Below are 23219 nucleotides of genomic sequence, written 5' to 3' on the forward strand. Positions count from 1 at the left end.
ACGGAAACGCCCGGGCCTTTCCTTAATACAGTAATCCAGGTGCCGCAGTCCTGGACGGAAATAGTATAAAATCTGAAGCGCTACCGGATGGGGAAAAGCCGGAGCGGCATCTTTCGGGGATAGATGATGAAGTCTCTTGGCAATATCCGGCGTTCCTTCGCTCCCTGGGCCGATCCGTCGGCAAAGCCTTATATTTCGTTCAAGAACGTCACCAAGAAGTTCGGCGATTTCACTGCCGTCGACAATCTTTCCCTGGATATCTACAACCGCGAATTCTTCGCCCTGCTCGGCGCATCGGGCTGCGGCAAGTCCACGCTGCTGCGCATGCTCGCCGGCTTCGAGCAGCCGACGACGGGCGAGATCGTGCTCGACGGCCAGAACCTTGCGGGCACGCCGCCCTATCGCCGTCCCGTCAACATGATGTTCCAGTCCTACGCGCTCTTCCCGCATATGACGGTGGAAAAGAACATCGCCTTCGGGCTGCGCCAGGACGGCATGCCGAAAGCGGAGATCGCCGAGCGGGTCACGCAGATGCTGAAGCTCGTGAAGCTGGAGCAATTTGCCAAGCGCAAGCCGAACCAGCTCTCCGGCGGCCAGCGCCAGCGCGTGGCGCTCGCCCGATCGCTCGCCAAGCGGCCGAAGGTGTTGCTGCTCGATGAGCCGCTCGGCGCGCTCGACAAGAAGCTGCGTGAGGAAACCCAATTCGAGCTGATGGACCTGCAGCAGAGCCTCGGCCTTACCTTCGTCGTCGTCACGCACGATCAGGAAGAGGCGATGACCATGGCCGACCGTATCGCGGTAATGAGCCACGGCAGGGTCGTTCAGGTGGCGACGCCGGCGGAGATCTATGAGGCCCCGAATTCCCGCTTCGTCGCCGACTTCATCGGTGACGTGAACATTCTCGACGGCAATGTCACGCGCGCAACCGGCGGCACGGTCGAGATCGCCGTCGACAATGGCTTCACCTTGCGCACGGCAACCGGCGAAATGCCCATCGAAGGCAGCCGCGCCGGCTTCGCCATTCGGCCGGAAAAGCTGCGCGTCACGCCGCGCCCGCCGGCCAACGCCTCGGTCAACGCCGCCGAGGGCGAGATCTGGGATATCGCCTATCTCGGGGACATGACGGTCTTCCACGTCAAGCTGAAGAGCGGACGGGTCGTGAAGGCCTCGTCGCTGAATGCGGTGCGCGCCGTGGAGGAGCCTTTCGCCTATGATCAGGACGTCTGGGTCTCCTTCGATGAAAATGCCGGCGTGCTGTTGAAGGATTGATCATGAGGACGCTCGGCTCTTCCATCTACCAGCGCCTCGTCATCATTGTTCCCTATGCCTGGCTGCTGATTTTCTTTCTCGCGCCCTTCCTGATCGTCTTCCGCATTTCCCTGTCGACGAAGGCGCTCGCGGTTCCGCCCTATGATCCATCTTTCAATTGGACGGACAGTTTCAGCGATTGGTTGGACAAGCTGCAAAGCATGTCCTTCGACAACTACACCTGGCTGGCCGGCGATCCGCTTTATTTCAACGCCTATATCCAGAGCCTGAAGATTTCAGGCATATCGACGATCCTGACACTGCTCATCGCCTATCCCATTGCCTATGGCATGGCGCAGGCGCCGCGCAGCATCCGCCCGACGCTGTTGATGCTGGTCATCCTACCGTTCTGGACCAGCTTCCTGATCCGCGTCTATTCCTGGATGTCGATCCTGAGCACCACGGGTTTGCTCAATCAACTGCTGATGACGCTCGGCATCATTCATGAGCCGCTGGTGATCCTGAATACCAATACGGCTGTTTATATCGGCATGGTCTATTCCTATCTGCCCTTTATGGTGCTGCCGCTCTATTCCTCGCTGGAAAAAATGGACGGCACCCTGATCGAGGCGGCGCAGGATCTCGGCTGCACGCCAATCGGCGCCTTCTGGCGCGTGACCTTCCCGCTGTCGATCCCCGGCGTCATCGCCGGCTGCATGCTGGTCTTCATCCCCGCGGTCGGCGAGTTCGTCATCCCCGATCTACTTGGCGGCTCCGAAACGCTGATGATCGGCAAGGTGTTGTGGAGCGAGTTCTACGGCAATACCGACTGGCCGCTGGCATCGGCGGTGGCGACCATCCTGCTGCTCGTGCTGGTCGTGCCCATCGTCTTCTTCCAGCATATACAGGCGAAAGCCGATGAGAAGGGGAGATAGGTCATGACCCGCTGGTCCCGCTTCAACATCATCTCCGTTACGCTCGGCCTTGCCTTCCTTTATTTGCCGATCCTGCTGCTGGTCATCTATTCCTTCAATGCCTCGCGGCTGGTCACGGTCTGGGGCGGCTTCTCGACGCAATGGTACGGCCATCTGCTTCGAAACAACGATATGCTCAATGCCGCCTGGCTGACCGTGCGCATTGCCGTGCTTTCGGCGACGATTGCCACCGTGCTCGGCACGCTGGCGGCGCTAACGTTGGTGCGCTATACGCGCTTTCGCGGCCGCATCCTGTTTTCCGGCATGATCTACGCGCCGCTGGTCATGCCCGATGTCATCACCGGACTGTCGCTGCTGCTGCTTTTCGTCACCGCCGGCCTCGATCGTGGCTTCTGGACGATCGTCATGGCGCATACGACGCTGACCATGTGCTTCGTCGCGGTCGTCGTTCAATCCAGGCTTTTGAGCTTCGACCGCTCGATCGAGGAAGCGGCACTTGATCTCGGCGCGCCGCCGGTGCGGACCTTTTTCGAGATTACGCTGCCGATCATCGCGCCGGCCGTGTTTTCCGGCTGGGTGCTGGCGCTCACGCTGTCGCTGGACGACCTGGTGATCGCCACATTTGCTTCGGGGGCTGGCGCCAAGACATTGCCGATGCTGATCTACAGCCAGGTAAAGCTCGGCGTGACGCCCGAGATCAACGCGATCTGCACCATTCTGATCGGCATCGTCACCGTCGGGGTCATCTTCGCCTCCCTCGTGACCAAGCGCCGCGAAGTGCAGCGCCAGAGGGACGAGCAGGCGGCGGCCGCGGCGTAGCGCAAAGCACGCCGTTGGTAGTGCTCTATCCCTTTGCTTTTACGCATTCCGAACGCAAAACCGCTTCGCACTTTTCCTGAAACTGCTCTATTGTTGCTGCGACTGCTGGCCGGGCTTATGCAGCAGCGTCGTGACCGGCGAGATCACCGGGTCCGGCCATGTGCCGCCGATGAAGAAGGGCAGCATCGGCAGCTCCGTCGCATTGGCCGGATCGCTCGCCTGCATCGTGCCCGACAGCGCCAGTCCGTTGCTGCGGAAGGGTATCACGCCATTCAGCATGACCGTTTCGTTGCGTCCGACGATCTTGGCGTCGTGAACCTCGACCGATCCCTTGGCAAAGCTTGCATCGACGTCCAGGCTGTCGAAATCGAAGGACGTGTCGGCGATGTCGCTCATCCGGAAAAACGCCTTGTCGGACGCAAGCGCACGGAAGGCGGAGATGTTGAACTGCCGGAAGGAACCGGCGGCCGAGGTGAAATGCATCTTGCCGGCGACATCGCTGAGATTGGCAGCCCAGATCGGCTTCGAAGTGCTGAGCGAAAGATCCAGAGACCCGGTCGTTAGAGGCAGGGGTCCGGCAAGATTCAGCCGGGCGAAAAGTCCGCCGAAATCGGCATCGTGAATGGATATCTGCAGTTTGCCGCCGCCGTCGAAGTCGCCTTGCGTAACCTCCAGATGCGAGGTGAGTTCTCCACCCTCGAAGCCGCTGTCGCCGATATCGAATTTTGCCTTGCCGCCCGCAACCAACAGGCTCGCCCCGATATCATCGAACTGGAAGGGGCCGAGCACGGCTTTGTTCGACGAGAGCCGCATATCCATATCGAGGCGTTGCAGCGGATTGCCGTTGAGCAATGCGTCGATCGCAGTATCGGCGGCAAGCCGCATGGAAAAGGCGGCCAGGAAGGGATTGAGATTCATCTGGTCGAAGGCGAGCGTTCCGGAAATCTTCGGCTTGCCAGCCTTCGAATAGCTCAGATCCATGACGCCGGACGCAGCGGAGTCGTTGACCTTGAAGTTCAGATTATTGAAACGCAGGCCATTCGGGATTGCGGCGACATCGGCATTGAGAGAAACGTTCCGCAGCGTATCGGCGGCCGGCAGATGTTCTCCGCTCCAGGCGAGGAAAGAGGGTACATTCGGAACGCTCAGATCCAGATTTCCGGCAAGCGCCGAGAGATTGGAAATACTGGTGGCGCCGGAATAGGTCCAGTTGATCAGTGGCGAGGAGAAGTTTGTCTTCGCATCGACACTTCTGCCGGCAAAGAGCAGCAGCGGCTGGGCGGAATTGAAATCGATCTTGACATCCTGACCGTTGAGCCGTGCCAGGATGACGGCAGTCATCGCGCCGGACAGCCGCGGCCAGGAGATGTCCGCATTGACGCTGCTCATCTTGTAGAGATTGCCGCTGCGATCGTCCGTCATCTCGATGCGGCCGTCCTCAATGGTCAGCATGCCGATGACGGCATCCTGATCCCTGCTCATCGGCATGTTTTGGTTGGAGGATGTCTCCACCCGTTCGATCGCCTTGGACAGCAGCCCCTCATTCGTCCAGTCGATCAGGCCGGTCTCGTCGCGCCGGATGTAAATCACTGGCCTTAGGAAATGGAATTCATGAAAATGCGCGCGTCCGCGCAGCGCCGCAAACAGCGAGAAGTCCGCCGAGAGGCTGTCGACATGGCCAAGCACCTTGCCGTTTTTCGCCGGTTCGCGGATGGTAACCTGATTGAGCGTTACGCGCGGCGTCGGCCAGAATTCCAGCGTCGGAGCGCCCTCGATCTGGGCGCGATATCCCGTCCAATCCGACAACGCGTCCTCGATGCCGGTGCGTACCAGGCCGCTGGAAATCAGGAAAGGCGCGGTTGCTCTGAAAACCGCAAAGACGATGATGAGGGTGAGAAGGACAATACCCGTAGTACGCGCAACGGCAGGTAGCCAGCGCGATGCTGATCGCATCGTCATCAGCCACTTCTTATTCCTCGACGCTCTCATGATCCAACTCAGACTTTCATACTGATAGCGCTGATATGCCTGCGTTTGCCGGATATAGGAAATGATCGGCGGATGCAAACATTGTACAGCGGGATACGACTAACTCAGTGACTTTATAATGCGCTGCAGCATGGTATATAAGCCGAAAACGGGAGGAGATAACATGCGAGATAGTCAGCCGCTCTGGACGCCATCGGACGAATTTCGTCAGCAAAGTCCGATGTTCGTCTTCATGGAAGACTGCAACCGACGCTTCGGCCTGTCGCTCTCCGATTTTTCCAGTCTGCATGCGTGGTCGATCGCCGACCGTGAAACCTTCTGGACGGCAGTGTGGGATTTCTGTGGCATTGAGGGAAAACGCGGCGAAAGGGCGCTGATTAACGGCGACCTGATGCTTGAGGCGCGTTTCTTTCCCGATGCCGAGCTGAATTTCGCCGAAAACCTGTTGTCGAAAAGCGGCGAGGGCGATGCGCTGGTCTTCTGGGGCGAAGACAAGGTGCGGGACCGCTGGTCCTGGGATCGGCTCTCGGCCATGGTATCGCGCCTGCAGCAGGCCTATCGCGCCCTTGGCATCGGCAAGGGTGACCGCATCGCCGCGATGATGCCGAATATGCCGGAAACCATCGCCTGCATGCTGGCCGCCGCCTCGATCGGCGCCATCTGGTCCTCCTGCTCCCCGGATTTCGGCGAGCAAGGCGTCCTGGATCGTTTCGGCCAGATCGAGCCGAAACTCTTTATCGCCTGCAGCGGCTATTGGTACAGCGGCAAACTGCAGGATGTGACGGCAAAGGTCGGTGCCATCGCGCAGCGCCTCGGCGCGCCTACGCTCATCGTTCCCTATGCCGGTAATGCCGATGCGGTTGCAGGCGCCACACCGAATGCAAAGACGCTGGGCGCGTTCATCGCGCCTTTCGAGGCGACGTCCGTCGAATTCGTGCCGCTGCCGTTTTCGCATCCGCTGTTCATTCTGTTTTCCTCGGGTACGACGGGCGTGCCGAAATGTATCGTCCATTCGACCGGCGGCACATTGCTGCAGCTCATCAAGGAGCACCGCCTGCATTGCGGCGTGGTTCCCGGCGAAAAGGTCTTCTACTTCACCACCTGCGGCTGGATGATGTGGAACTGGCTGGTGACCGGGCTTGCCGCCGGCGCTACGCTCTGCCTCTACGACGGTTCGCCCTTCGCGCCGGATGGCAATATCCTGTTCGACTATGCGCAGGAGGAGAAGTTCGCCATGTTCGGCACCTCGGCCAAATATATCGATGCAGTCCGCAAGAGCGGCCTGAGGCCGAAGACATCGCATAATCTGTCCAGTCTGCGGCTGATGACCTCGACCGGCTCGCCGCTGTCGCCGGAAGGCTTCTCCTTCGTCTATGAGGGCGTCAAGGACGACATCCAGCTCGCCTCCATCTCGGGAGGCACCGATATCGTCTCCTGTTTCGTGCTCGGCAACCCCTTGCAGCCGGTTTGGCGCGGCGAAATCCAGGGACCCGGTCTCGGCCTTGCCGTCGATGTCTGGAATGAAGAGGGTAAGCCGGTGCGCGGCGAAAAGGGCGAGCTTGTCTGCGCCAAAGCCTTTCCCTCGATGCCGGTGATGTTCTGGAACGATCCCGAGCGCGTCAAATATCGCGCCGCTTATTTCGAACGTTTCGACAATGTCTGGTGCCACGGCGATTTTGCCGAATGGACGGAGCATGGTGGTCTGATCATCCACGGCCGTTCGGACGCGACGCTCAATCCCGGCGGCGTGCGTATCGGCACGGCGGAAATCTACAATCAGGTCGAGCAGATGCCCGAAGTCCTCGAAGCGCTCTGCATCGGCCAGGATTGGGATGACGATGTGCGTGTCGTGCTTTTCGTTCGCTTGGTGGCCGGCGCGGTACTCACCGAAGATCTCGCCAAGGCGATCAAGACCCGCATTCGCACCGGCGCTTCGCCGCGGCACGTGCCGGCAAAGATCATAGCAGTCACCGACATTCCGCGCACGAAGTCCGGCAAGATCGTCGAGCTTGCCGTCCGCGACGTCGTGCATGGCCGGCCGGTGAAGAACAAGGAAGCGCTCGCCAATCCCGAGGCGCTGGACCTCTTCGCCGGGCTGGAGGAGCTGAAGAACTGACATCCTCTTAAAACTTATAGGCAAACGCTGACCTCCCGGTGGTAACCGGGCGTTAAGAGAGATTGGTCAAAGGTAAAATCCAACTTGGGGCTGTTCGCATGAGTTAGGACGGCTTGGAGCCGTGAGGTTCCCGAGACATGACGTTGATCGACTCGAGCTTTCGTTAGGCAGCATAGACCTCAAAGGCAGCGCCATCCGCTGCCTTTTTTTCGTTGTGCGTCGCACAAATACGCACCTGCTCTGTACAACGGCTTGCCGACCAAGTATGTGCATGCCTGAAGAAGAGGCCTGCAACGTGCGGGCCACGATGATCCGTGCCGACTGGCGCGCGAAGAATTCCGAAAGACAAGATATGACCGAATTCGAAGGCATCGTTCCTGCGATCGCCCAGGCTTTGGCAAAGCGTGGTTACGAAGCGCTGACGCCGGTACAGAAGGCGATGCTCGATCCCGGCCTTGCCGGCAAGGACGCCTTGGTTTCGGCGCAGACGGGCTCCGGCAAGACGGTTGCCTTCGGTCTGGCACTAGCACCCAGCCTGCTGGAAGGTGCCGACCGCTTCGGCCAGGCGGGCACACCGCTGGCATTGGCGATCGCGCCGACCCGCGAACTGGCGTTGCAGGTGCAGCGCGAGCTGGAATGGCTTTATGAATTGACGGGCGCGACCATTGCCTCCTGTGTCGGCGGCATGGACATGCGCACGGAAAAGCGCACTCTTGAGCGCGGCGCCCATATCGTCGTCGGCACGCCGGGCCGCCTTTGCGACCACATCCGCCGTAATTCGCTGGATATCTCCGGGCTCAAGGCCGTGGTGCTGGATGAGGCCGACGAAATGCTCGATCTCGGCTTTCGCGAGGATCTCGAATTCATCCTGGAGACCGCGCCCGCCGAGCGGCGCACGCTGATGTTTTCGGCAACCGTGCCGCGCTCCATCGCAAAGCTTGCTGAAAACTACCAGCGCGACGCCGTGCGCATCGCCACCGCCTCGGAAGCCAAGCAGCATGTCGATATCGACTATCGCGCCCTGACCGTCGTTCCGAGCGACAGGGAAAACGCCATCATCAACGTTCTTCGCTACTACGAAGCAAAGAACGCCATCGTCTTCTGCTCGACGCGCGCCGCGGTCAACCATCTGACTGCGCGCTTTAATAACAGGGGCTTCGCCGTCGTTGCGCTGTCGGGCGAGCTCAGCCAGAGCGAACGTACGCATGCGCTGCAGGCCATGCGCGACGGCCGCGCCCGCGTCTGCATCGCGACCGACGTCGCCGCACGCGGCATTGATCTGCCGGGCCTGGAACTGGTGGTTCACGCCGATCTGCCGACCAATCCGGAAACCCTGCTGCATCGCAGCGGCCGTACCGGACGCGCTGGCAACAAGGGCGTCAGCGCGCTGATCGTGCCGCTCAGCGCCCGCCGCCGCACCGAGCGCCTGCTGGAAGCTGGCCGCATCCGCGCCACCTGGGCCAAGCCACCGTCGGCCGACGAAGTGAGCCAGCGTGACGATGAGCGTCTTCTCGCAGATCCGGTCTTCGCCGCGCCGATTGCCGAAGACGAGCAGTCGATCGTGCAGCAATTGCTGGAGCGCCATGGCGCCGAGCAGGTGGCCGCTGCATTCCTGCGGCAGTATCGAACCGGCCACTCCGCGCCCGAGGAACTCCAGGACGTGCCGGCCGAAGGCGAGCGCAGAAAGCCGCGCCGCGACGATTTCCCCGTCACTCACCACGACGGGCCGGCCGCCGGACGCAACGACTTCACCGACGGCGTCTGGGTATCGCTCTCCGTCGGCCGCAAGCAAAATGCTGAACCGCGCTGGCTGATCCCGATGCTCTGCCGCAACGGCGGCCTCACCAAGCGCGACATCGGCGCAATCAAGATGCAGCCCGAGGAGACCTTCGTCGAGTTTTCGCAGGAAGGCGCCGAACGCTTCCTGTCGGCCATCGGGCCGGACAAGACCTTGGAAAGAGGTATCCGCGTCAAGCCGCTCGCCGGCGTGCCGGATTTCTCGCAGGCCAAGCGGGAAGGAACCTACGGCAAGAAGAAGCCCTTCGCCGATAGGGATGCTCGCCCGAAGGACGAAGGCAAGCCGAAATGGAAGTCCGACCGCAAGCCGGAACGGGCGCATGCAGGCGAGGGCAGCGTTTCCGAGCGTTCGGACAAGAAGCCCTGGGCAAAGAAGCCCGGCAAGCCGAGTTTCGCCAAGAACGACGGCTCTCCCAAGGCTGGCAAGCCAAATTCAAGGGCCGCGCGCAAGGCTGCGAAGTCTCGCGGGGAGTAATCCCGATCGCCGCGCTCGCTAGGAACGCGGCCTGCTCTCTATCGCAGACATTTTGCGGCAACAGCCACTCTCCCTAGCGCGGCAGGCGGTTATTCGGCTTGACATTTGGATCACGTCGAGCAGAAGATTGTCCATGGGGTTGCGATCACCCCACGAGGCTACGGCTGAAGAATCGCGTCCTAGAACCCGAGCCAACGGAGGACGCGCCATGCCGTCATTTCTGGAAATCACACCCGACAAGCTGAATCGTATTATCGGCACGCCCAACTTGCCAACGATCATCGACGTCCGCAACGACGAGGATTTCGCTGCCGATCCCCGGCTTATTCCCGGCTCGATCCGTCGCGATTATCGAACGGTAGCCGATTGGGCGAACGAATTGGCTGGACCAGCCATCATCCTCTGTCAGAAGGGACAGAAACTCGGTCACGGAGCTGCTGCCTATCTTCGCGTCTTCGGAAAGGCAGCGGAGGTTCTCGAAGGCGGTTTCGAGGCATGGCGGAGCGCGAAGGGCGTGCTGATCCCCGAGGAGAAGTTGCCTGCCCGAGATGCCAAGGGGCGGACTGTCTGGGTAACAAGAGCACGGCCGAAGATCGACCGCATCGCTTGCCCATGGCTGATCCGGCGCTTCATCGATCCGTCAGCGATCTTCCTGTTCGTCCCGGCAGTCGAAGTCTTAGCTGTCGCGGATCGCTTCAAGGCGATGCCCTTCGACATCGAGGATGTCTTTTGGAGCCATCGCGGCGAGCTGTGCACCTTTGATGTCATGGTCGAGGAGTTCGCCCTCGGCACCGAGCCCCTTCTTCGCCTCGCCACCATCGTTCGAGGCGCTGACACATCTCGGCCCGACCTAGCACCAGAAGTCTCCGGACTGCTCGCAGCCTCGCTCGGGCTTTCGCGGATGTTCAATGACGACTTGGAGCAATTGGAAGCCGGCATGACACTCTATGATGCCTTCTATCGGTGGTGTCGTGACGCGACAGATGAGACGCACAACTGGCCCAACCCGAGGAAGGTATGAGAGACTATGACCGACCTCGTAAAGAACGCGGCCGCGCGATCAAGCTCGGCTGAACGGGACGTCGTCCCCCTCGGCGAGGCTATCAAGGTCTGGACCCGAGTTGCCGCCCTGAGCTTCGGCGGGCCTGCCGGACAAATCGCCGTCATGCACCGCATCGTGGTTGACGAGAAGAAGTGGGTAGGAGAGCATCGGTTCCTTCATGCTCTGAACTACTGCATGTTGCTGCCGGGTCCAGAAGCCCATCAGCTTGCTATCTATATCGGCTGGCTGCTGAACAGGACCCTGGGCGGTATGATCGCGGGCAGTCTGTTCGTCCTGCCAGGCTTCCTTGCGATCCTCGCACTCAGTTACGTCTACGTCATGTTCGGGAACTTGACCTTCATTGACGGGATGTTCTTCGGGCTCAAATGCGCGGTGCTGGCGGTTGTGATCCAGGCCGTCTTCCGGATTGGTAGCCGGGCCCTCAAAAACAGGACTATGATTGCATTGGCAGCCACTGCCTTCGTTGCGATCTTCTTCCTGCACGTTCCGTTTCCGCTCATCGTCGTTGGGGCGGGACTTATCGGCTACCTGGCCTCTCGCGGAGGGGTAGCGGCCTTCAAGGCGGGCGGCGGACACAAATCGGGCCCCGGGGCAATCTTGGAAGACAAGGACTCCATTCTTGGCGAGGAGATCCCCTTTCATGCTCGACCAAACCTCGCCTGGTCTCTGAAGACCTCAGGTGCGCTGGCGGCGGCGTGGCTTATTCCGGTTGCGGCCCTCCTGATCACGCTTGGTCCAGACAACGTCTTTTCCAAAATCGGGATATTCTTCAGCGAGATGGCAATCGTGACCTTTGGGGGAGCATATGCCGTGCTCGCATATGTCGCACAGGAGGCGGTACAGCAGTTGGGCTGGCTGCGGCCGGGCGAGATGCTGGACGGTCTGGGAATGGCGGAAACGACTCCAGGACCGTTGATCATGGTGACGCAGTTCGTTGGGTTTTTGGCGGGCTATCGTAATCCCGGCACCCTCAGCCCTCTTACAGCAGCAACCTTTGCCGCCGTGCTGACAACATGGGTCACGTTCCTGCCGAGCTTCTTTTGGATTTTCGCAGGCGCGCCATTCATCGAGAAGATGCGCGGCAATATTGCTCTGACCGGTGCCATGTCGGCGATAACGGCAGCGGTCGTGGGCGTCATCTTGAACCTTGCGATTTGGTTCGGGCTCCATGTGCTGTTTCATGAGACCACAAGTTTAACCTATGGTTCTTGGACGATGGATACGCCCGTCCTGACCTCGCTTTCATTGCCGTCCCTAATACTGACGCTATTAGCGGCGACGGCTATCTTCCGCCTGAGGATGTCGGTGATAACAACCCTATTGGCATCCGCCGCTTTCGGTGTTGGCTGGACTATCTTTGCTTCTTAACGGAAGCGGCGCCTTCCACACCCCCAGCAGAGGGAAGTCGGAAAGGGTGAGGGCAGCGTTTCTGAGTGCGCAGACAAGAAGCTTCGGCGAAGAAACCTGGCAAGTTGAATTCAAGGCCAAGCGCAGGGCTGCCCGGGCTCGGGTGAATAATTTGGGGGAGCTTAAGGCGGGCAACAACCCCTCGTCGCTCCAGGGGGCTGCCGCTACTCGAAGAAGATCAAGCTCGCCGGCGATGGCGGTAATGGTTTTACCCTCGCGTTTTGAAAACCTGCGCGCCTAGCCATCTCTGCGAAATCCTTCTGCGTATAAGCCTCGCCCTTCGGCGTGCCGGCCAGCATCTCCCACGAAAAGGCGGCTGGGAAGGGAGGCGAGACGAGATCGTCATTGGGCACGAAGTCCACTGCGACCACCTTGCCGTCAGGGCTTAGGCTGGCCCGGGCCTTTCTGAGCAATCCGGCGCAGGTTTCCATATCGAAGTGATGGAGGAAGTTTGGAAGCAGGATGAGATCGTAATCCGTGCCCCAGTCAACCTCGAATGCGCTGCCGGGAATGACTTTGTAGCGCTCAGCGACGCCGAATTGCCGCGCATTATATTTGGCCAATTCCAGAACGGAGCTCCAATCGACCGCGACGACCTCGGCAGAAGGAAAAGTTTTCGCCATCTCGATCCCGAAACGCCCGTGCCCTGCGGCGATATCCAGAATCTTCTTCGGCGTCACGGGCAAATTGGCCATTTCAGCGGCAAGGCTGATTGCGCTGCCGCCCGTAAACGAACCCATCCCGCGAGCAAACTTCACCCATACGGGATTGTCGGGCGACATGTTTGCAAGCCCAATGGACCCGCCATTGCGGACATAGGAAGTCGGATCGTCCAGAATCTGCTTCAGCATCTCCGGTGCGGCGAGGAACTCGATGGCTGAGCCCATATAGGCCGGCGAATGCCGGTCGAGGAACACTCGGCTGGATGGGGTTAGGGCGTACTGGCTGTCTGTCTTCGTCAAAAAGCCGTTTACAACGAGATAGTCGCACAGAATGCGCACGCCGCGTTCGGCGGCATTCGTCTCGGCCGCCAAGGATGCCGCGTCGCGGCCGTCCCCGATCAGGGTAAAAAGGTCGAGTTCTATGGCGGCCTTGATCGCGGCCGTCTTGCGGCACGCAAACATCGCATCAACCACCAAATTGGGCGAAACCTCGCCCATGCCTGCTTCTGCTGCTGTCGATGACATTGGAGCCCCCTATGCGCCAACGACAGACCAAAATAGCCGGTCCCAACCATGAACTATCCCACAAAAGGCAACTCAAAGTAAGATATCGCTAAAATACAGATGCCATATGTCTTTCCGCTGAGGGGCCGCGGCGTGAAGTCAGCCAGGCGCCACTAAGCCTCCGAACATCGTGATCATCAGCTATTCGGAGACCAAGGCCGCGCCCCATGTCACGTGGAAACTACGCCATGTGAAAAACAAGCGCACTGGCGGCCAGTAGCACAACGACGATCCATGGCGGCGCCTTCCATACCACCAGCAGAAAGAAGCCAGAAAGGGCAAGGGCAAAATCAGTCGATGTGAGGACCGCGCTGGTCCACACCGGATTGTAGAGGGCGGCGCCGAGCACACCGACCACCGCTGCGTTTGCGCCGCGCATGGCCGCCTGGGCCAGCGGATAAGTGCTGAGCCTGTCCCAGAAAGGCAAGGTGCCGACGAGCAGCAGAAAGCCGGGAAGAAAGATAGCGAGCAACGAGATGGCCGCACCCGCAAGGCCATGGGGAGATGGCACCATCGCCGCCCCGAGATAGGCCGAAAAGGTAAAGAGCGGACCGGGGACGGCCTGCGCAACGCCGTAGCCGGCAAGGAAGGCGTTTTCCGATACCCAGCCCGGCCTCACCACCTCCGCCTGAAGCAGCGGCAGCACGACATGTCCGCCGCCGAACACCAGCGCGCCGGAACGATAGAAGGCATCGAAGAGCCGCAGTCCCTGTGAATCCAGAGCCGAAACAACGAGCGGCAGCCCGAACAACAAGAGCAGGAACACCAGCAGGCAGGTGAGGCCTGCAGATCTTGATATTCCGAACGAAAAACTTGGCTTATGCTCGATCACACCCCCGCGACAAAGGGCAAGTCCCGCTACGGCACCCAGCACGATGGCTGCGAGCTGCCCGAGCGCCCCGGCAAACGTAACCATGAAAATCGCCGCAAGCGCGATACCGGCGCGCGGCCTGTCTGGCGTCAGCGACTTTGCCATGCCCCAAACGGCTTGGGCGACAACAGCCACGGCAACGAGCTTCAACCCATGCAACAGGCCCTGCCCGAGGGGATTGTCGAGGGCAGTGGCCGCTGTGGCGAAGATGAACAGTATCAGCGCCGACGGAAGCGTAAACGCGCTCCATGCCGCAAACGCCCCCAGCGGGCCGGCTCGCAACAGGCCCATGGCAAAACCGACCTGGCTTGAGGCAGGTCCCGGAAGGAACTGACAGAGGGCAATAAGATCGGCATAACCCTTTTCGTCGATCCACTTCCGGCGCGCCACGAGTTCGTCGCGGAAATATCCGAGATGCGCGATCGGCCCGCCGAACGAGGTGAGGCCAAGCTTGAGGAACGCGCCGAAGACCTCCCGAGGTGTGCCTGCAGGTGGAACTGCGGGTCGGTCTTCGGCTGCCTCTTTTGCATTCACGGCCACATCTCCATTGTCTTCGCTCGATCCATATCCTCGTCATCAATGACGGCGCGATGACAGTAGACGACTGCGATCTTGCCTTGCAATGCGGCCAGTTGCAATTGATCGGTCGTCGCTCGTTTTAGGCCGACAAGCCAAGCGATCAGGCAGGCGTGAAGAAGCGTCTGCCCTATAGGAATAAATCAGATTTTTTCAGCCATCGGTCCACGCGAGGTCAGCCAGACGCCCACCAAGGTCACCGCCAATCCCGCGAACATTGCCGTGGTCAGCGGTTCGGAGAACAGGGCCCAGGCCCACAGCATGGTGACGGGTGGACTAAGATAGATGGCCGCGCTGACCTGCGCCACCGGGAAGAGACGCAGGCTGGTGTAATAGACCGAATAGGCGGCAAAGGTTGCGATCAGCACCAGCCATATCATGCCGATCGCGAACCCTGGGGTAAGCGGTGGCGCAAGATCGCCTTGCATCATGGCGCAGATGCCGAACAACACCGAGCCCGTAAGTGTATGGATGCAAAGGCTTTGGTGAATCGGCATATGCACGGCCCGCCGTCTTTTGTGTAGAACGGAAGCGAAGGCGAAGATCAGCATCGAACCGATCGTCAATCCATAGGCCCAAATTGGAGCCGCGCCGAAACTGAGGCTGTCTAGCGATACGATCAGCACGCCAGCCACCGCGATCACGGTCCCGAGCCACTGGCGTCCGCTCAACCTTTCCCCCAAGACGGGTTGCGACAACGCCGCAATCGCCAGCGGCAGGAGATCGGAGATCAGTGCCACCAACCCTGTCGGCACCCGCTGTTCGATCGCCAGCGCAAAACCGCCGAGATAGAGGAAGACCGACATCACGCCGAATACCATCTGTCCCGCGATCGCGCGCAAACGCATGCGAGGCCCGATCGCCAAAGCAAAAGGCAGCAGGACCAATCCCGAAAGAAGCGTCCGCCAGAACAGAACGAGTATGACGCTGGCCTCCTGGCTGGCATAGCGAATGCCGACGAAGCCGGAACTCCAACTGACGATCAACAGCGCCGCCATCAACGGCCAAAGGAAGCGGCGGTTGCTTAACAAGGGCCGGGACAGGGCTTGGTCAGTCATACGGTCCTCGATTGGGGGCGGGCTCTCGGTGGATGTCACCTGCCGCTCAGCCATAGGCGAGTGCCGGCTCGATTACACATGACAAATATCGATCATGGCATGACATTTCAGTCTCAGAACCAATGAGTATTTGCCTGATTGCGTCGGAACATGCATTCCTTCTGCAAGACGATCATTTGAGCCGAGTTTGCCATGACCGAGTTCACCAACAGACGTTTGGAAATCGACGCATTGCGCGCATTATGGGCAATCCGCCACCACGGCGGCATCACCCGTGCGGCAGAAGCCCTGCGCCTGTCGCAATCCGCCGTCAGCCACAAGATCAAGCGGCTCGAGACGAGCCTCGATTGCGATCTGCTGAGCCGTAAACCTGGAGCGTCGATGTTCACCGCAGCCGGGGAGGATCTGCTTGATTATGCCGGGCGCATCCTCGGCCTGCATGATGAGGCGCTGTTGAGCCTGTCGAAGACGTCACTTGCCGGGCGCGTTGCTCTCGGCCTGACCGAGGATACGACCTGCACCGACTTAGCCCGCATCTTGGGGCGTTTCCGCCGTCTGCATCCGAACGTTTCCGTGCGCACCAAGGTCCGCATGAGCTTGATTCTCAGAGGAATGCTGGAGCGGGGGGAACTTGACGCGGCCATCGTGCAGGTTTTCGCCCATGAAGTCCGCCCGACCGATGTCGTTCTCTTTCGGGAGCAGCTTCATTGGGTCAAACATCCGGATCTCTCCCTGCCGCAAGACGGTCCGGTTCCTTTTCTGTCCTTCGACGATGAATGCTTCTATCGCCGATGGGCGCTCGACATCGGACAGGATGGCGGGGTGGTTCTCGAAACCGTATTCGAATGTGCGAGTGCGGCAGGAATCGTTGCGGCTGTTACCTCGGGGTTGGGCGTGGCGCTTCTGAACGGCCGCCATCTGCAGCCCGACATGGAGATCGTCAGCAATGGCCTGCCGGCGCCGCCTGCCTTGGCCTATGTGGTGCGCCGCGGACGCAAGGTGAGAAATCCGGCGCTCGATACGCTTGTGGCGGAAATCGAGAGCGAAATCAGCCGTTATGGAGGACTGGCTCTGGCGAGTTGAGCTGAGTGGAGGCAGAATGCCCTCTTCGAATGGACAAAAAATGGAGCGGCATGCTCATGCTGATCGGCTCATGTCATTGCGGCAAGGCGGGATGGACGCTGGAAGGCGATCCAGGCTCAATCACGGCCTGCAATTGCACGCTCTGCCGGCGCTATGGCGCGCTGTGGGCCTATGACTACGAAGGGGAGCGGATTTCCGTCACCGGACAGACATCGTCTTATACGCGCGCCGGGACCGACAAATCTTCTCTCGAAATATTGTTCTGCCCGTCCTGCGCCTGCGTATTGAGCTGGCGCGGCCTGAGGCTCCAAAAGGATGGCCGTCGCCGCATGGCTGTAAATATGCGGCTGGCGCCGCCTGATCTCGTTTCTGACCTGCCGATCGATCACTTCGATGGGCTCGACACGTTTGAAGACCTTCCTTCCAAAGGCCGGTGCGTGCGCGATCTATGGTTTTGACTGCGGGCCGACGATTTCTCAATTCGCCAGCACGCGCGGCGATGGGAAGGTGATCTCCACCAATGTCCCCTCGTTCGGCGCCGAATTGATCGAGAAAGTCGCCCTGTTCGCATCGACCATGGCCTTGGTCAGCGGCAGCCCGAGACCGGTGCCGTCGCCGCGTTTGCGGGCATTGGTCGACACCTGACGGAAGGGTTTCATCGCCTGTTCCAGCTCGCTGCGGGTCATGCCGACGCCGGTATCGCGGATGCGCATGACGACGCTGCCGTTGCCTTCATAAGATGTGGAGACCACGATCTGACCGCCTGACGGCGTGAAGCGGATGGCATTCGACAGAATGTTCAGCGCGATCTGCTTGATCGAGCGCAGGTCGGCGACGACGTTCGGCACGGCCTGCGACAACGCCGTGCGGATAATGACGCGCTGGCTGTTGGCCTGCGGCTGCACCAGCGACACGGCTTCGGCAATGGCCTCGTTGAGGCCGACGGAGGCAAATTCCAGGTCCATTTCACCGGCTTCGATCTTGGAGATGTCCAAGAGATCGTTGACGATGTCGAGCACATGCCGCCCCGAGCGGCCGATATCTGCAGCATATTCGATATAGCGGGAATGACCGATCGGCCCGAAGCGCTCGCCGGCCATCATGTCGGAAAAGCCGATGATGGCGTTGAGCGGCGTGCGGATCTCATGGCTGACGCGAGCGAGGAAATCGGTCTTGTGGGCATTGGCAGTCTCGGCCGCGCGCTTGGCATTGCGCAATTCTTCCTCGGTGCGCTTCCACTGCGTGATGTCCCGGATGACGGCGCAATATCCGTTCGAGGAGTTCAGCCGTCCCATTGTCATGAAAAGCGGCACGAAGCCGCCCGAGGCCTCGCGGCCGATCACTTCGCGGCCGTCGTTCAGCACGCTTGCCACGCCGTGGCCTGAGAGACCGCCGAGGTAGTCGAGGACGGCCTTCTGGCTCTCATGCGCAAAGAGCATCACGAAAGGCTTGCCGCGGGTTTCCTGGTCATCATAGTTGAAGAGCGCGCTTGCCGAGCGGTTCATCGAACGGATATCGCCTTCCTGGCCGATGATGACGACCCCATCCGTTGCCGTTTCCAGCGTCGAACGCAGCTCTTCGATTTCGACCTGCAGCTTGGCGAGTTTTTCGACCATGCGTTCCGGCCGCGCTTCTTCCGGCACGGGCTCCGGCGCGGGGGCCCCGCTCTTTTCGAGCGGCATGAGCGCCAGCATCAAAGCGGTGCCGTCTTCCCAACGGATCGATTGCAGCCGCGCGGTAACGGGCACGAGCGTATCGTCGGCGCGCACCACCATCATCGTCCCCGGCTGTTCGGTCTTGCCTTCGAGGTCATGACGCTGCAGCAGCGCATCCAGCCCGCCGACATGGTCCAGGTCCGTGAGGCTTTCGTAGCCTGTCAGCCGCAGGAATTCCGGAGTGCCGTGGATCAGCCGGTCGCCGGCATGGACGAGGATGGCGAGAGGCAGTTGATCGACGATCTCGGCCGACAGCCCATCGCGCATTTTCACGCGCGGTGGAATGGCGGTGCTTAGGACCTCGAGCGGGTCGATGTTTTCTTCCGGCTTGTCTGTCTCGGCCAAAGGCGCCGGCGTGTCCGGTTCGGATGGTGCGGTGTCGCCGCTTTCCGGCTGATCTTCGGCATGCGGCTGATCTTCGGCAGCATTGTCCTCGGCCGGCGCCTCGACGGCATCGGACAAAACCTCATCTGCCGCGTTCGGCTGCGGGGAGATATCCACCACCTCTTCGGACTGTTCCGCCGTTTCGGATTGGCCGCCGGGCGGCTCGGCGCGTTTGCCGAACGGGTCGAGTTGCCGGGCGATTTCGCGAAAAGCTGCCTGTTCGCTGAGCGACAAGCCGCCTGGATTTTGCGCGCGCCGCTCGTGCAATCGGATGACCTTATCGGATTCCCGGCGGTTCGGCGTCTCGGCAATCTTCAGGGCAGGCGGCTCGTCATTCCCCGGAAGAGGTTCGTTCGTTGCCCCGAATTCTGCTTCGCGGACAATCTCGTCTTCTGCGGCAGCATTCTCCTCCGTCGCATCCTGCAGCGCTTCTTCAGCAATTGCCGGTGCAGCCGGTTCCATAACTGGCTCTTCTGCCGCGCCCCGCGTCGTGGTGGCCCGTTCACCCTCTCCATCCAGCGTCAAGCCGAGCTTCATCGGATCTTCGACGGCATCGGACAGGCGGACGACGCCGAAGCCTCTGAAGCCGTCGAATTCGCGGCTGCGCGTATAGGTCGGCAACGCGGCCAGATCGACCGGCACCACTAGGCTGGTATTTTCCACCGGCCAGTAGATCGTCCGGCCCGACCATGTGTCGCGCCGCGCCAGAAGCTCGGCGATCTTGCCGTCCGGATCGAGATTGAAATGCTTGGCGATGTCGTCGAAGGCAACGCCGGTTACTTTCGTGGCATGCGGGCCGACAGCTTCGGCGAACTCGCGCGAGATTTCGCTGAAGCGCCCTTCGGCGTCGATCCTCCAGACGAAACGGGTGGCCCGGCCGCTGCGCTTGAAGGTGAAACCCTCCGGCTGCTCGGTTTCGGGAACACCTGCCTCGGCTGCCACCAACTCAGCATCTTCCGCCTGCTTTTCTCCGGCGCTGGGCCGGAGATCGTCATCGGCCTCCGGCACAAGCTCGTCGGCATGGGCGGCCACCTCGATCTGCTCGGGCGTCGCGCCATCCATCATCACCAGCGCATCGATGTTCTGACCGACGGTCTCGGTGTGTGCATGGACCTCTTCATGGTCAGCGCGAGATGTTTCTGGCGTATGCTCGATTTCCTCGATATCGGCCACCGCATCGATGACGTCAGGCGAGGACACTTCCGCGACAGGCGTAGCGTCGGCAACGAGCGTCTCCTCATCAGCTGCCGTCTCGAGTTCGTTCCGCGCTTCTTCCGCTTCCGGCTCGATCGCGGCGTCCGTCGCAGAGGCGGCGGATGCATCTGCCCCGAGGCTTGCGGTCGGGTCGAGATTGCCGGCTGCGGTATCGACGACGAAGAGGAGATGCAAAGCAGGGATTTCCGACAGCTTGCCGACGGCGGCGGGCAGATAGCCATGGCCGGTCGGGATCGGCCGCTTGATGAGCCGCTCCGCCTGCGCCCCCGCCATAGTCGTCAACATCCTCGCGGTCTGCGGCGTCACGCCCAGTGCATCGAAGCGGGCGGAAGCGGCGATGACTTCGCCGTCGCGGCCGATCACGGCCATATGCGTATCGGGATCGTCGAAGCCGTCGATCATCCGCTTTGCACTTTCGGCCGCGGCGAGCGGCTTGGAAGAGACCGGCGAGGAAAACAGGACCGCCTCCTCACCGGCCTGGACGCGGATGATTTCGACCGCGGCATTGACGACTGCGCGCTGGAAGCCGGAGGCCATGCGGATCAGGAAAGTGCGCTGGTCGCCGACCGCGCCGAGCCCGCGCGCCGTCGCTTCGATCTGGCGGAAGGAGACATCGCCGGCCTTCGGTCCCTGGTCGAGGAAATCGTAAATGATATCGTAGCCGAAGAGATTGGCGCCGGCGCCATTGGCCCAGAGCACGCGATCCAGGCCGGTCGAAAACAGCACCATCGCTTCGCCGCGCGCAAAACGCTCCCGAACGCGGGGGTGCACGGCAATGTCAATGAATGGGTACTGAATTGCGGGCATGTTCCGACCTGTTTTGCGGGCGTGATCGCCTCTCTTACTTTAACGCTTTATTAATAACGACGCCCCGGTTTCAGGTCCAGCGACGGGCAAGGTTTTTGACTGGAAGGGTTAACGCGTTGTGCATCGCAAAAATATGTTGCACTGCACAATAGTTTATATTATATAGAGCTCAATCAATTCACCAAGGGCGCCTCTGAGGAGGGCCCATATAGGAGCGCTATCATGGCTACTGTAAAGAAAGACGACGTTTTTTCAACGGCTGCATTCGACCCGTCCAAGCTCTCTGAATCCTTCCGCGACTTCGCGGAAAAGGGCGCTACACAGTCCAAGGAAGCCTTCGCCAAGATGAAGACGGCCGCCGAAGAAGCCAGCAAGACCGTTGAAGCCACCGTGCAGACCGCCCAGGCCGGCTCCTTGGAAATCGGCCTCAAGGCCATCGACGTGCTGCGCACCAATGCCGAAAGCTCGCTGGCGCACATGGAAGCCCTGCTTCGCGTCAAGTCCGTCGCTGAACTCTTCGAACTGCAGACCTCCTTCATTCGCAAGCAGGCTGAAGTAACAGTCGAGCAGGCCAAGTCCATCCAGGAAACCACCAAGAAGGTTGCCGAAAAGGTGGCAAAGCCCGCCAAGGACGCCGCTGAAAAGGCCATGTCCTCCTTCAAGGTTGCCTGATTTTCCAGAACGCCTCCCAAGGCCGGAACGTCCCGTTTTCAGGTAAACACTGGAAACGGGACGTTTTAGTTTCGGGGCCGCAGAACGCCCTTGGTCGATTCCTCCGGATGCGATGTCTGCTTTGAAAGTGGGTCATACCCAGCTTTTTCATATTGCAGGGAGATAGGACTTGAAATAATTTCAAAGTCCTCGTATGTCACCCCCGTTCGCGGCGACGCGAGCATGTGCGGTTGTAGCTCAGTTGGTTAGAGCGCAGGTTTGTGGCACCTGAGGTCGGAGGTTCGAGACCCCCCAACCGTACCATTTCTCCCCATCGATCAAACGATAGCAGGTAGCCGGACATCAGCGGCAGCCTATTTCTTGTCCTGAGGCTTCTTCGCGACATGTCCCGGCGAGATCGGATCGCTCGCAGGAAAAGTCTCCTCAAGCGCCTCTTCGAGATAATCGTCCTGCTCCTTGCGTTCCTTCTCGGTCAGCTTCGGTTTCTTCTTCTCGCTCATGATCTTTGCTCCCTGAGATGTTCTTAGGATTCTAGGCCACGGGTGGCCCTTGTCCAGCGCGGTGTCACCTCGATGCGGTCGCGCGTCTCTTGGCGCTCGTCTGGAGATATTCCTAGAACGTGATCCGTGTCACGATCGTGGCGCGGCCTCGAGGCGATATTGCGGGAGTTTCGGGAGGAACTCTGAACGTTCTTCTGGCCGCGGGCTGCGCAGCACCAGGAATAGCCCTTTGAACCGCGGCGAGGTCCTGGGGGCTGACTTTGGAGGCGGCACACGCCCCCTTCTTGTTCCAGAGGTTCTCGGCGATGCTGCTGCCGACCGCCGCGGTGATGGCTGTCCCGGCCACATCGTTGCGCTGAACCTTGTTCGCTTTCACCATCCCCTGAATGGCTTCGCCGAGGATATCCGCAGAGTCCTTGAAGGACACATCGCGCACCTGGTCGAACCTCTTGTCGTTTTCGCCGTCGACGATGCAATGGTGGGCCGTGAACATCCAGTCGTGGATCATATAGGCCGGCGCATATCCCCATGGCGACAAGCCCTTGAAGACCTGGGCGATCTTCGGAATGGAGCCGCCGTCCGTGTACATCAGGCCGGGCTGGATTTCGGCGCCCGGCAGGGTGCGGTCGGCTCGCCGAAACGTCAGGGGATCGGCCGGATCAGGTACGAAAACGAACTTGCCGTCGCCGCTGGAATTTCCCTCTCCGACCCACATCACGAATAGGCTGCCGGTCAGCGTGGCCGAAGGAGTTGCGAAAAATCGATGGTCGTGCATGCGCTGAGACCGGCGGCAAGTGCCGCAAAGAATACTCCGCCTTTCAACATCAAGCGTCCCCCTCGGACCCTGCCTGAATGAAAACGAAAGCCTCCTGCTCTACTTATGCACGAACTGGCGCCATGCGCAAATGAACGGAATTCAGCCCGGGGCAGGAGAGACCCGCCGCGGCTTTCACGAGGACCGGCGGGATTTCCTTTGGAACCGTGCCAGCTCGCCGCAGTTCTGTTCGTATCAGCAACAAGACGGAAGGACCTCGCCATGTCCGTGCCACGCGAGCCGATTCCCGACCAGCCACCGATGCCCGGTCCAGGCTGGGCGCCGGAGCCACCGATAGAGGAGCCGGATCCCGACAGGCTGCCGGATGAAATTCCCGTGCCCAATCCTGACGAGAACGAAGAGCCGGCGAAGCATGCCTAATGCATGTCGCGCAAAACTGTGCGGCGGTTTTGCGAAAACGACATGCAAAAACAAGGAGCGAAAGCGTG

General features: G+C 60.5%; 18 protein-coding genes and 1 tRNA gene. 12 read left to right on the top strand and 7 right to left on the bottom strand.

Translation table 11 applies throughout. The features are described 5' to 3' along the window. The first annotated feature begins 126 nt into the window (after positions 1–126). From K290_RS0102795 to K290_RS0102805, 3 genes are read left to right on the top strand one after another with little or no spacing between them, the layout of a single operon-like run. Positions 127–1269, top strand: a complete 1143-nt coding sequence (locus K290_RS0102795) for an ABC transporter ATP-binding protein (protein WP_028750456.1) — start codon at positions 127–129, stop codon at positions 1267–1269. 2 nt (positions 1270–1271) lie between these two features. Continuing rightward, positions 1272–2183, top strand: a complete 912-nt coding sequence (locus K290_RS0102800) for an ABC transporter permease subunit (protein ID WP_028750457.1) — start codon at positions 1272–1274, stop codon at positions 2181–2183. Positions 2184–2186: 3 nt separating this feature from the next. Then, complete coding sequence (locus K290_RS0102805) at positions 2187–3002, top strand: ABC transporter permease subunit (RefSeq protein ID WP_028750458.1); 816 nt, start codon at positions 2187–2189, stop codon at positions 3000–3002. Positions 3003–3089: 87 nt separating this feature from the next. Here the strand turns inward: K290_RS0102805 and K290_RS0102810 are convergent, their stop codons facing one another. Continuing rightward, complete coding sequence (locus K290_RS0102810) at positions 3090–4991, bottom strand: AsmA family protein (protein WP_028750459.1); 1902 nt, start codon at positions 4989–4991, stop codon at positions 3090–3092. 163 nt (positions 4992–5154) lie between these two features. Between K290_RS0102810 and K290_RS0102815 the strand changes: the two genes are divergently transcribed. The 4 genes from K290_RS0102815 to chrA (K290_RS0102830) all read left to right on the top strand — a co-directional run bounded on the left by K290_RS0102815 (position 5155) and on the right by chrA (K290_RS0102830) (position 11810). Beyond that, on the top strand, positions 5155–7107 hold the full coding sequence (locus tag K290_RS0102815) for an acetoacetate--CoA ligase (protein ID WP_028750460.1): 1953 nt from the start codon (positions 5155–5157) through the stop codon (positions 7105–7107). A gap of 352 nt (positions 7108–7459) precedes the next feature. Next, entirely contained in the window at positions 7460–9379 is a 1920-nt protein-coding gene (locus K290_RS0102820) for a DEAD/DEAH box helicase (protein ID WP_028750461.1), read from the top strand. Positions 9380–9587: 208 nt separating this feature from the next. Then, positions 9588–10400 (top strand): chromate resistance protein ChrB domain-containing protein, encoded by an 813-nt coding sequence (locus tag K290_RS0102825; RefSeq protein WP_028750462.1) that lies wholly within the window; start codon positions 9588–9590, stop codon positions 10398–10400. Between the two features lie 6 nt (positions 10401–10406). Beyond that, the gene (chrA, locus tag K290_RS0102830) at positions 10407–11810 is read left to right on the top strand and encodes a chromate efflux transporter (RefSeq protein ID WP_028750463.1); all 1404 of its coding nucleotides are present in this window, start codon (positions 10407–10409) and stop codon (positions 11808–11810) included. A gap of 203 nt (positions 11811–12013) precedes the next feature. Here chrA (K290_RS0102830) and K290_RS0102835 read toward each other — a convergent pair whose 3' ends face one another. The 3 genes from K290_RS0102835 to K290_RS0102845 all read right to left on the bottom strand — a co-directional run bounded on the left by K290_RS0102835 (position 12014) and on the right by K290_RS0102845 (position 15580). After that, complete coding sequence (locus K290_RS0102835) at positions 12014–13036, bottom strand: class I SAM-dependent methyltransferase (protein WP_028750464.1); 1023 nt, start codon at positions 13034–13036, stop codon at positions 12014–12016. 220 nt (positions 13037–13256) lie between these two features. Further along, complete coding sequence (gene chrA, locus K290_RS0102840) at positions 13257–14480, bottom strand: chromate efflux transporter (RefSeq protein WP_028750465.1); 1224 nt, start codon at positions 14478–14480, stop codon at positions 13257–13259. Between the two features lie 185 nt (positions 14481–14665). Then, on the bottom strand, positions 14666–15580 hold the full coding sequence (locus K290_RS0102845) for a DMT family transporter (protein WP_028750466.1): 915 nt from the start codon (positions 15578–15580) through the stop codon (positions 14666–14668). 192 nt (positions 15581–15772) lie between these two features. On the opposite strand from K290_RS0102845, the gene K290_RS0102850 reads away from it, so the two are divergent. Together K290_RS0102850 and K290_RS0102855 are read left to right on the top strand one after the other, a co-directional pair. Then, a complete protein-coding gene (locus K290_RS0102850) occupies positions 15773–16663 on the top strand; it encodes a LysR family transcriptional regulator (RefSeq protein ID WP_028750467.1) in 891 nt (296 codons plus the stop codon). A 56-nt stretch (positions 16664–16719) separates the two neighbouring features. Then, positions 16720–17121, top strand: a complete 402-nt coding sequence (locus tag K290_RS0102855; RefSeq protein ID WP_028750468.1) for a GFA family protein — start codon at positions 16720–16722, stop codon at positions 17119–17121. 18 nt (positions 17122–17139) lie between these two features. Here K290_RS0102855 and K290_RS0102860 read toward each other — a convergent pair whose 3' ends face one another. Continuing rightward, positions 17140–20784, bottom strand: coding sequence for an ATP-binding protein (locus tag K290_RS0102860; protein WP_028750469.1), 3645 nt, complete (start codon positions 20782–20784; stop codon positions 17140–17142). A 222-nt stretch (positions 20785–21006) separates the two neighbouring features. Here K290_RS0102860 and K290_RS0102865 point away from each other — a divergent pair, with 222 nt between their 5' ends. Further along, positions 21007–21456 carry a phasin gene (locus tag K290_RS0102865; RefSeq protein ID WP_028750470.1) on the top strand — a complete coding sequence of 150 codons (450 nt, stop codon included), beginning with the start codon at positions 21007–21009 and terminating at the stop codon, positions 21454–21456. A gap of 226 nt (positions 21457–21682) precedes the next feature. Further along, positions 21683–21759: transfer RNA gene (locus tag K290_RS0102870), tRNA-His, on the top strand. Between the two features lie 50 nt (positions 21760–21809). Here K290_RS0102870 and K290_RS37815 read toward each other — a convergent pair. Further along, positions 21810–21956, bottom strand: coding sequence for a hypothetical protein (locus K290_RS37815; RefSeq protein WP_172831045.1), 147 nt, complete (start codon positions 21954–21956; stop codon positions 21810–21812). Between the two features lie 112 nt (positions 21957–22068). Continuing rightward, complete coding sequence (locus tag K290_RS33760; protein WP_051263938.1) at positions 22069–22731, bottom strand: hypothetical protein; 663 nt, start codon at positions 22729–22731, stop codon at positions 22069–22071. A gap of 261 nt (positions 22732–22992) precedes the next feature. Here K290_RS33760 and K290_RS37820 point away from each other — a divergent pair, with 261 nt between their 5' ends. Further along, positions 22993–23151 carry a hypothetical protein gene (locus K290_RS37820; RefSeq protein WP_172831044.1) on the top strand — a complete coding sequence of 53 codons (159 nt, stop codon included), beginning with the start codon at positions 22993–22995 and terminating at the stop codon, positions 23149–23151. The last annotated feature ends 68 nt before the right edge of the window (positions 23152–23219 follow it).

Source organism: Rhizobium leucaenae USDA 9039 (assembly GCF_000426285.1).
Lineage (GTDB): Bacteria > Pseudomonadota > Alphaproteobacteria > Rhizobiales > Rhizobiaceae > Rhizobium > Rhizobium leucaenae.

What these genes read in the sequence shown, in the direction of transcription:
- K290_RS0102795 (WP_028750456.1), top strand. Translation starts at nt 127, where the DNA reads ATGAAGTCTCTTGGCAATATCCGGCGTTCCTTCGCTCCCTGGGCCGAT.
- K290_RS0102800 (WP_028750457.1), top strand. Translation starts at nt 1,272, where the DNA reads ATGAGGACGCTCGGCTCTTCCATCTACCAGCGCCTCGTCATCATTGTT.
- K290_RS0102805 (WP_028750458.1), top strand. Translation starts at nt 2,187, where the DNA reads ATGACCCGCTGGTCCCGCTTCAACATCATCTCCGTTACGCTCGGCCTT.
- K290_RS0102810 (WP_028750459.1), bottom strand. Translation starts at nt 4,991, where the DNA reads ATGAGAGCGTCGAGGAATAAGAAGTGGCTGATGACGATGCGATCAGCA.
- K290_RS0102815 (WP_028750460.1), top strand. Translation starts at nt 5,155, where the DNA reads ATGCGAGATAGTCAGCCGCTCTGGACGCCATCGGACGAATTTCGTCAG.
- K290_RS0102820 (WP_028750461.1), top strand. Translation starts at nt 7,460, where the DNA reads ATGACCGAATTCGAAGGCATCGTTCCTGCGATCGCCCAGGCTTTGGCA.
- K290_RS0102825 (WP_028750462.1), top strand. Translation starts at nt 9,588, where the DNA reads ATGCCGTCATTTCTGGAAATCACACCCGACAAGCTGAATCGTATTATC.
- chrA (WP_028750463.1), top strand. Translation starts at nt 10,407, where the DNA reads ATGACCGACCTCGTAAAGAACGCGGCCGCGCGATCAAGCTCGGCTGAA.
- K290_RS0102835 (WP_028750464.1), bottom strand. Translation starts at nt 13,036, where the DNA reads ATGTCATCGACAGCAGCAGAAGCAGGCATGGGCGAGGTTTCGCCCAAT.
- K290_RS0102845 (WP_028750466.1), bottom strand. Translation starts at nt 15,580, where the DNA reads ATGACTGACCAAGCCCTGTCCCGGCCCTTGTTAAGCAACCGCCGCTTC.
- K290_RS0102850 (WP_028750467.1), top strand. Translation starts at nt 15,773, where the DNA reads ATGACCGAGTTCACCAACAGACGTTTGGAAATCGACGCATTGCGCGCA.
- K290_RS0102855 (WP_028750468.1), top strand. Translation starts at nt 16,720, where the DNA reads ATGCTGATCGGCTCATGTCATTGCGGCAAGGCGGGATGGACGCTGGAA.
- K290_RS0102860 (WP_028750469.1), bottom strand. Translation starts at nt 20,784, where the DNA reads ATGCCCGCAATTCAGTACCCATTCATTGACATTGCCGTGCACCCCCGC.
- K290_RS0102865 (WP_028750470.1), top strand. Translation starts at nt 21,007, where the DNA reads ATGGCTACTGTAAAGAAAGACGACGTTTTTTCAACGGCTGCATTCGAC.
- K290_RS37815 (WP_172831045.1), bottom strand. Translation starts at nt 21,956, where the DNA reads ATGAGCGAGAAGAAGAAACCGAAGCTGACCGAGAAGGAACGCAAGGAG.
- K290_RS33760 (WP_051263938.1), bottom strand. Translation starts at nt 22,731, where the DNA reads ATGCACGACCATCGATTTTTCGCAACTCCTTCGGCCACGCTGACCGGC.
- K290_RS37820 (WP_172831044.1), top strand. Translation starts at nt 22,993, where the DNA reads ATGTCCGTGCCACGCGAGCCGATTCCCGACCAGCCACCGATGCCCGGT.